Below are 8,688 nucleotides of genomic sequence, written 5' to 3'. Positions count from 1 at the left end.
GCTCTGCACGACCAGCCGGTCCCGCACGTGCCCCCGGTCCAGCCAGCCCGCGCGGCGCAGAGCGGTCAGCGTACTCCCTCGGCGAGATCTCTATGACCTCGGCAGGGTCAGCGGTCGAAGGCCTGGGCGACCAGGATCTCCTGCTGCTCCTTGTGCCGCTTGGCCGTGCCGGCGGCGGTCGACGCGGACGCCGGGCGGGACGCGACGCGCACGCGCGGCATGTCGTCCGGGAGCGCCAGGTGCAGGAAGGACCAGGCGCCCTGGTTCTCCGGCTCGTCCTGGACCCACACGACGTCGGCGTCCGGGTACTGCGCCAGCTGCGCGCGGAGCTGCTCCTCCGGGAACGGGTAGAGCTGCTCCAGGCGGACGATGGCGGTCCGGGTGTCCTGGCGCTTGGTGCGCTCGGCGAGCAGGTCGTAGTAGACGCGGCCGGTGCACAGCAGCACGCGGTCGACCTGCGCCGCGTCCACCGACGTGTCCGGCAGCACCGGCTCGAAGGTGCCGGTGGTGAAGTCCTCGACGCTGGAGGCCGCCGCCTTGAGGCGCAGCAGCTGCTTCGGCGTGAAGACGACCAGCGGGCGGCGCGGCCGGGCGTACGCCTGCTGGCGCAGCAGGTGGAAGTACGACGCCGGGGTGGACGGCTGCGCCACCGTCATGTTGTTCTCGGCCGAGAGCTGCAGGAAGCGCTCGATGCGGGCGGACGAGTGGTCCGGCCCCTGGCCCTCGTAGCCGTGCGGCAGCAGCATGACCAGCGACGAGTGCTGGCCCCACTTCTGCTCGGCCGACGAGATGAACTCGTCGATGACCGTCTGGGCGCCGTTGACGAAGTCGCCGAACTGCGCCTCCCAGAGCACGAGGGCGTCCGGGCGCTCGACCGAGTAGCCGTACTCGAAGCCGAGGGCGGCGTACTCGCTGAGCGAGGAGTCGTACACCCAGAACTTCGCCTGGTCGCCCGACAGGTACAGCAGCGGCGTCCACTCGGCACCCGTGTTGCGGTCGTGCAGCACGGCGTGGCGCTGGACGAAGGTGCCTCGGCGCGAGTCCTGCCCGGCGAGGCGCACCGGGGTGCCCTCCATGAGCAGCGACCCGAAGGCGACGAGCTCGCCGAAGCCCCAGTCGATGCCGCCCTCCTTCGCCATGAGCTGCCGCTTCTGCAGCATCTGGGCGAGCTTCGGGTGCACCGTGAAGCCCTCGGGGGCGGACACCTGGACGGCGCCCACGCGCTCGAGCACGGCGTGCGGGACGGCCGTCTGCCAGCCCACCATGTCGCCGGCGCCCTCGCGCTGCGCCTCCGGGCGCTCGAGGCCGAGGATCTCGTCCTCGCCGTCGGGCGTGCTGGCCTTGCCGGCCGACTTGGTCTCGGTGAAGACCCGCTCGAGCTGCGCCTGGTAGTCCTGCAGCGCCTGCTCGGCCTCCTCGACCGTGATGTCGCCGCGGGCCACGAGGTTCTTCGTGTACAGCTTGCGCACCGACTGCTTGGCCTCGATGAGGTTGTACATCAGCGGCTGCGTCATCGACGGGTCGTCGCCCTCGTTGTGCCCGCGGCGGCGGTAGCAGACCATGTCGATGATGACGTCGCGGTCGAACTGCTCGCGGTAGGCGAAGGCCAGCTCGGCCACGCGGACGCAGGCCTCGGGGTCGTCGCCGTTCACGTGGAAGACGGGGATCTGGTAGCCCTTCGCGACGTCGGTCGCGTACGTCGTGGAGCGCGACGACGACGGCCCGGTCGTGAAGCCCACCTGGTTGTTGATGATCACGTGGATCGTGCCGCCCGTGCGGTACCCGCGCAGCTGCGCGAGGTTGAGCACCTCGGGCACCACGCCCTGGCCCGCGAAGGCCGCGTCGCCGTGCAGCAGGATCGGCAGCACGGAGAAGCCGTCGCCGCCCAGGTCGATGCGGTCCTGCTTGGCCCGCACGATGCCCTCGAGCACCGGGTCGACCGCCTCGAGGTGGGACGGGTTCGCCGCCAGGTACACCTTGGTCGTGGCGCCCGACTCGGCGGTGAAGACGCCCTCGGTGCCGAGGTGGTACTTCACGTCGCCGGAGCCCTGCACGCTCTTCGGGTCGAGCTGGCCCTCGAACTCCTTGAAGATCTGGCCGTAGCTCTTGCCGGCGATGTTCGCCAGCACGTTGAGGCGGCCGCGGTGCGCCATGCCGATGCCGACCTCGTCGAGCCCGCCCTCGGCGGCCCGCGACAGGATCGCGTCGAGCAGCGGGATGACCGACTCACCGCCCTCGAGCGAGAAGCGCTTCTGCCCGACGAACTTGGTCTGCAGGAAGGTCTCGAACGCCTCGGCGGAGTTCAGGCGGCGCAGGATGCGCAGCTGGTCCTCGCGGGGCGTGCGGGCGTAGCCCGACTCGAGCCGCTCCTGGAGCCACCTGCGCTGGGCCGGGTCGGCGATGTGCATGTACTCGACGCCGATGGTGCGGCAGTACGAGTCGCGCAGCAGGCCGAGGATGTCGCGCAGCGTGTCCTTGGTCTTGCCGCCGAAGCCGCCCGTGGGGAACTGGCGGTCCAGGTCCCACAGCGTCATGCCGTGGCTCTGGATGTCCAGGTCGGGGTGCTTCCGCTGGCGGTAGGCGAGCGGGTCGGTCTCGGCCATGAGGTGGCCGCGCGAGCGGTAGGAGTGGACGAGCTCCGCGATCCGGGCCGGCTTCGCGGCCTCGACGTCGGCGTCCACGGTGTTGTCGCGCACCCAGCGCACGGGCTCGTACGGCACGCGCAGGGCCGCGAACACGCGGTCGTAGAAGCCGTCCAGGCCGAGCAGCTTGTTCGCGAGCACCTTGAGGAACTCGCCGGACTGCGCGCCCTGGATGATGCGGTGGTCGTAGGTCGACGTGATCGTCATGACCTTCGAGATGCCCATGCGGGCGAGCTGCTCCACGGACGCGCCCGCGAACTCCGCGGGGTAGTCCATGGCGCCGACGCCGATGATCGTGCCCTGCCCGGCCATGAGGCGCGGCACGGAGTGCACGGTGCCGATGCCGCCCGGGTTGGTCAGCGAGATCGTGGTGCCGGCGAAGTCGTCCATGCCGAGCTTGCCGCCGCGCGCCTTGCGCACGAGGTCCTCGTACGCGGCCCAGAAGCCGGCGAAGTCGAGCTCCTCGGCCTTCTTGACGCTGGGCACGAGCAGCTGGCGCGAGCCGTCCGGCTTGGCGAGGTCGATCGCGAGGCCGAAGCCGACGTGGGCCGGCTGCACGACGTGCGGCTTGCCGTCGATGCTCTCGTAGTGCGCGTTCATCACCGGCATGTCGGACAGCGCCTCGACGAGCGCGAACCCGATGAGGTGCGTGAACGAGATCTTGCCGCCGCGGCCGCGCGCGAGGTGGTTGTTGATGACGATGCGGTTGTCCACCATGAGCTTGGCGGGCACGGCGCGCACCGACGTCGCGGTCGGGACCTCGATCGAGGCCTCCATGTTGGTGACGACGCGCGCGGCGGGGCCGCGCAGCTTCTGCACGTCGTCGGTGGCCTCGTCCTCGGTGGCCTTCGGCGAGGACTTCGCGACCTCGGCGTAGGGCGCGGTCGAGGGCAGGGCCTCGGCGACCGGGCGGACGGCGCTCACCGCGGGGTCGGCCGGGACCGGGGCCGGCTTCGAGGCCTTCCGCTCGGACTTCGCGGTCTCGGCGGCGGCGGTGCCCGACCGGCCGGCAGGGGCCGCGGGGGCCGGGGCCTGCGCCGGGGCCGGCGTCTGGGGCTCAGCCGGTGCCGCGGGCTGCGCGGGTGCAGCCGGCGCGGCGTCCGCCGTGGCGCCGTTGGTCTCACCCGGCTCGTAGTCGGCGAAGAAGTCCCACCACGCGGGGTCCACCGCGTTCTTGTCCTTCAGGTACTGCTCGTAGAGCTCGTCGACAAGCCATTCGTTGGCTCCGAACGCGCTCGCCACGCTGATCGACTCTGACCCGTCCTTCGGGGACACCACGCGCGGATCGCCCACTTTCACACAGTTGCAACTCGTTCGACCGGAAATGCGCCCGACAGCGCCGGTGCGCAGGTCCAGCCTACGTCCTTCGCGGTGTCCGACCGGGGAGGCCGAGCGGCGTCAGACGGCCGTTCCCGGGCTCACGACGTGGCATCGTGACCGTCCGGTAATGGGGTGGGCAACGACTCCTCGGGTCGACCCGATGACTCCGTGTTCCGACGTCATGTCCGGACCACGCAGGCCGTCCTGTGACGGACGAGTGTGACCAACCTCACGCCGGCGCCGCGGGCGCGGGCCGGGCACGGGATCACTCGGAGGGCTCGCTCGTGACGCCGGGGGCGGGCCGGGCCTGCGCGGGCAGCGTCACGCGCATCGTCGCGCCGCGGTCGGTGTCGGCGACCTCGACGTGCCCGCCGTGCAGGTCGACCGCCCAGCGGACGATGGCGAGGCCGATTCCGGTGCCGCCGCTCGCCATGCCGGACGGCGGCGCGGCGTGCGGGCGACCGGCGGCCGCGCCGCTCGCGAACCGCTCGAAGATCCGGCCGCGGTCCTCGGGCGCGATGCCGGGGCCCTCGTCGCTCACCTCGAGCACGACGTCGTCGTCCACGGGGTAGGCGTCGAGCCGCACCGTCCCGGCGTGGGGCGAGTGCCGGATCGCGTTCTGCAGCAGGTTGGTGACCACCTGGCGCAGCCGCTCGACGTCGGCCTCCAGCGCGAGGTCCGGCGGGGTGACGTCGACGACGTAGCTGAGGCCCTTCGCCGCGTCGACCATCGACATCGCCTGCGCGGACTCCTCGAGGAAGTCGCCCACGGAGAACTCGCTGAGCACCAGCGCGGACGCGCCGGCCTCCACCCGCGACAGGTCGAGCAGGTACGTGACCAGGCGGGTGAGCCGCTCCGTCTGCTCCAGCGACAGCTCGAGGGCCGACGGCGTCGGCTCGGTGACGCCGTCGACCATGTTCTCGAGCTGGGCCTGCAGCGCCGCCACCGGGGTACGCAGCTCGTGCGACACGTTGGCGATGAGCTCGCGCCGCACCCGGTCGGAGGCGTCGAGGTCGGCGGCCATGACGTTGAAGGCCTCGGCGAGCTGGCCCACCTCGTCGCGGCTCGTGGCGCGCACGCGGATGGAGTAGTCGCCCGCAGCCATCGCCTGCACGGCAGCCGTCATGTCCCGCAGCGGCGACGTCATGCCGCGCGCGAGGAGCTGCACGATCACCAGGGACAGGAAGATCGCCAGGGGCAGCGTGCGGGTGGGGCCGAGCTCGTTCTGCAGGCCGATCCACGTGATGAGGACGGCGAACGTCACCGTCGCCACGACCAGCACGCCGAGCTTGGTCTTGAGCGACCGCAGCGGGTCCAGCGGGCGGACGTCGGGCAGCCGGTGGTGCTCCTTGCGGCGCGGCGCGGCCGGCCCGGCGTCGTCGTCGCCGGGGGCGGGGTCCATCAGGCCTCCGGCGGCTCGAACGCGTACCCGACGCCGTGCACGGTGCGGATGAGGTCCGGCCCGAGCTTGCGGCGCAGCGCCTTGATGTGGGAGTCGACGGTGCGGGTGCCGCTGGCGTCCGCCCAGTCCCACACCTCGGCGAGCAGGCGCTCGCGCGTCTGGACGGTCTTGGGCGAGCTCGCGAGCATGACCAGCAGCTCGAACTCGGTCGGCGTGAGGTGCACCTCGTCGCCCGCGCGGTGCACGCGGCGCTGGGCCCGGTCGATCGTGACGTCGCCCATGACCATCGGCGGGTCGGCGGGGGTCGTCACCGCGGCCTGCTGCGCACGCTCCACGCGTCGCAGCAGCGCCTTGACGCGCGCCACCAGCTCGCGCATGGAGAACGGCTTGGTCATGTAGTCGTCGGCGCCGACGCCGAGGCCGACGAGCATGTCGGTCTCGTCGTCGCGCGCCGTGAGCATGAGGATGGGGATCGGGTTCTCCGCCTGGATGCGGCGGGTGACCTCGAGCCCGTCGATCCCGGGCAGCATGACGTCCAGCACGATCGCGTCCGGGTTCAGGCGGGAGGCGGCGTCGACGCCGGCGAGGCCGTCGCGCGCGACCTCGACCCGCCAGCCCTCGGCGGACAGGCGCTGGGCGATGGCGGCCGCGATCGCGGGCTCGTCCTCGACGACGAGCACGGTGGCGTTCTGCTGGCCCGAGGCGCCCGGGCTGCTCGGAGGGGTCGCGGTGGTCATGGTGCCATCTTGCACCGGCTCCCTGGGGGAGCGCTGAGTACACGCTGTCCGGGGCTCTCCCGCGCGGACGCCGACTCGCCCGCGGGCTCCGTCCCGATACCATCGGAGCACGATGGACGAGAGCCGATATCGCGCGGGGTCGCCCGCGCCGTCCCGCCTGGCCACCCCGCCGCCCCGCCACCCGGCCGCGCCGCGCCGCACGACCGGGAGCCGCCCGTGCTAGGCGACGTCCTCATGATCGTGCTCGGCGTGGTGCTCACCGCGGGCACCGCGGTGTTCGTCGCCAGCGAGTTCTCCCTCGTCACCCTCGACCCGGCCGTCCTCGGGGCCGACGACGAGGAGGGCGACAGTCCCTCGCCCGGCCACGACACCGCGCGCCCGTCGGACCGACGGGACCGCGCCGTCCGCGCCGGGCTCAAGCACCTGTCCACGGAGCTCAGCTCCGCCCAGGTCGGCATCACCATCACCACGATCCTGCTGGGCTACACCGCCCAGCCGGCGCTGCTGTCCCTGTTCTCCGAGGCGTTCGCCGCCACGGCGATGGGGCAGGGCGTCGCCGGGGTCCTCGCGGTCGTGCTGGCCCTCGTGGTCGTCAACGCGTTCTCGATGCTGTTCGGCGAGCTGATCCCGAAGAACTTCGCGCTGTCCGCCCCGCACGCGACGGCGCGGCTGGTCGTCCCCGTGCAGCGGGTGTTCACCATGCTGTTCCGGCCGCTCATCGCCGTGCTCAACGGCTCGGCCAACGCGCTGCTGCGCAGGGTCGGGGTCGAGCCCCGCGAGGAGCTGTCCGGCGCGCGGTCCTCCTCGGAGCTGCTGTCGCTCGTCCGACGTTCGGCGCAGGAGGGCACGCTCGACCAGTCGGTCGCGACCCTGCTGACCAACTCCCTCGAGCTCGACGAGCTGTCGGCGCGCGACGTCATGACCGACCGCATGCGGATGGCCGTCGTCGAGCGCGACACGACGGCCGCCGAGGTCGTGGCCCTCGCCCGGCGCACCGGCCACTCCCGGTTCCCGGTGATCGGCGAGGACCGCGACGACGTCGTCGGCCTCGTGCACCTGCGCCGCGCCGTCGGCGTGCCGCACGACCGCCGCGGCGAGGTGCCGGCCGCCGCGCTCATGGTCGACGCGCCGCGCGTCCCGGAGACGGTCCGGCTCGGGCCGCTCCTCGTCGAGCTCCGGGGTCTCGGGCTGCAGATGGCCGTGGTCGTCGACGAGTACGGCGGCACCTCGGGGATCGTCACGCTGGAGGACGTCGTCGAGGAGCTCGTGGGCGACGTCGCCGACGAGCACGACCCGCGCCGCGCCGGCGTGGTGCGCGGCGCCGACGGGTCGTGGGTCGTGCCCGGGGTGCTGCGCCCCGACGAGCTGGAGGAGCGCACCGGCCTGGTGGTGCCCGAGGGGCCGGCCTACGAGACGCTCGGCGGCCTGGTCATGGCGGAGCTGGGGAGGGTGCCCGAGGTGGGCGACGAGATCGAGACCGACGGGGTGCTGCTGCGCGTCGAGGCGATGGACGCGCGGCGCGTCGAGCGGCTGCGCGTGCTCGCCGTCGACCCGGCCGGGACCCGGCACGGGGAGGCGGGCCGATGAGCACCGGGACCGCCCTGCTGGTCGGCGTGCTGCTGCTCGCCGGCAACGCGTTCTTCGTCGGCGCCGAGTTCGCCGTCATCTCCGCGCGCCGCAGCGCCATCGAGCCGCGGGCCGAGGCCGGCGACCGGCGCGCCCGCACCGCCCTGTGGGCGATGGAGCACGTCTCCCTCATGCTCGCGTGCGCGCAGCTCGGGGTCACCGTGTGCTCCACCGGCCTGGGCATCGTCGCGGAGCCCGCCCTCGCCCACCTGCTCGAGGTGCCCTTCGAGGCCCTGGGGGTCCCCGAGGCGCTGCTGCACCCCGTCTCGCTCGTCCTGGCGCTCGCGATCGTCGTGTACCTGCACGTGGTGCTCGGCGAGATGGTGCCCAAGAACCTCGCCGTCGCCGGCCCCGAGACGGCCGCCCTCTGGTTCGCGCCGCCGCTGGTGCTGCTCGGTCGCGCCGTGCGCCCCGTGATCTCGGCGCTCAACTGGGTCGCGAACCATGCCGTGCGGCTCGCGGGGGTCGAGCCGAAGGACGAGGTCGCCTCCGCGTTCACGGCGCAGGAGGTGCAGTCGATCGTCGAGCACTCGCAGGCCGAGGGCGTGCTCCGCGACGAGCAGGGCCTCCTGGCCGGGGCCATCGAGTTCTCCTCCCGCACCGCGGGCGACGTCATGGTGGCCGTGGACGAGCTGGTCACCGTCGACCCCCGCACCACGCCCGACGACGTCGAGCACCTCGTCGCGCGCACCGGGTTCAGCCGGTTCCCCGTGCGGGGCGACGACGACGCCCTGCGCGGCTACCTGCACCTCAAGGACGTCCTGTACGCGTCGAACGGCGACCGGTTCGACCCGGTGCCGGCGTGGCGCGTGCGCGCGCTCGCGTCCGTGCGGCCCGCCGACGAGGTGGAGGACGCGCTGCGCGCCATGCAGCGCTCCGGGGCGCACCTGGCCCGCGTCGAGGGGCCCGACGGCGTGCTCGGCGTCGTGTTCCTCGAGGACATCCTCGAGGAGCTCGTGGG

Annotated in this window: 5 protein-coding genes; 2 read left to right on the top strand and 3 right to left on the bottom strand. The window is 72.9% G+C overall.

The window, feature by feature from the left end; translation table 11 throughout:
* Window positions 1-107: 107 nt before the first annotated feature.
* The 3 genes from ACFWEK_RS15125 to ACFWEK_RS15115 form a co-directional block, all read right to left on the bottom strand.
* A complete protein-coding gene (locus ACFWEK_RS15125; protein ID WP_430548264.1) occupies window positions 108-3,884 on the bottom strand; it encodes a multifunctional oxoglutarate decarboxylase/oxoglutarate dehydrogenase thiamine pyrophosphate-binding subunit/dihydrolipoyllysine-residue succinyltransferase subunit in 3,777 nt (1,258 codons plus the stop codon).
* A gap of 343 nt (window positions 3,885-4,227) precedes the next feature.
* Window positions 4,228-5,364 (bottom strand): sensor histidine kinase, encoded by a 1,137-nt coding sequence (locus ACFWEK_RS15120; protein ID WP_430548265.1) that lies wholly within the window; start codon window positions 5,362-5,364, stop codon window positions 4,228-4,230.
* Entirely contained in the window at window positions 5,364-6,101 is a 738-nt protein-coding gene (locus tag ACFWEK_RS15115; RefSeq protein WP_430548266.1) for a response regulator transcription factor, read from the bottom strand. Before ACFWEK_RS15115 ends, ACFWEK_RS15120 begins: the two co-directional genes overlap by 1 nt.
* A 216-nt stretch (window positions 6,102-6,317) precedes the next feature.
* Between ACFWEK_RS15115 and ACFWEK_RS15110 the strand changes: the two genes are divergently transcribed.
* Both ACFWEK_RS15110 and ACFWEK_RS15105 read left to right on the top strand, forming a co-directional pair.
* A complete protein-coding gene (locus ACFWEK_RS15110) occupies window positions 6,318-7,688 on the top strand; it encodes a hemolysin family protein (RefSeq protein WP_430548267.1) in 1,371 nt (456 codons plus the stop codon).
* On the top strand, window positions 7,685-8,688 hold a 1,004-nt coding region (locus tag ACFWEK_RS15105; RefSeq protein ID WP_430554558.1), incomplete at its 3' end, for a hemolysin family protein. The genes ACFWEK_RS15110 and ACFWEK_RS15105, both read left to right, overlap by 4 nt.

Origin of the sequence: Isoptericola sp. NPDC060257 (assembly GCF_042726645.1) — a bacterium.
In the GTDB taxonomy this organism is placed as follows: Bacteria; Actinomycetota; Actinomycetes; order Actinomycetales; family Cellulomonadaceae; genus Isoptericola; species Isoptericola nanjingensis.
This window is presented reverse-complemented; position numbering and strand designations above follow the sequence as displayed.

Excerpts from the sequence above, each read along its gene's own strand:
- ACFWEK_RS15120 (WP_430548265.1), bottom strand. The coding sequence starts at position 5,364 with ATGGACCCCGCCCCCGGCGACGACGACGCCGGGCCGGCCGCGCCGCGC.
- ACFWEK_RS15115 (WP_430548266.1), bottom strand. The coding sequence starts at position 6,101 with ATGACCACCGCGACCCCTCCGAGCAGCCCGGGCGCCTCGGGCCAGCAG.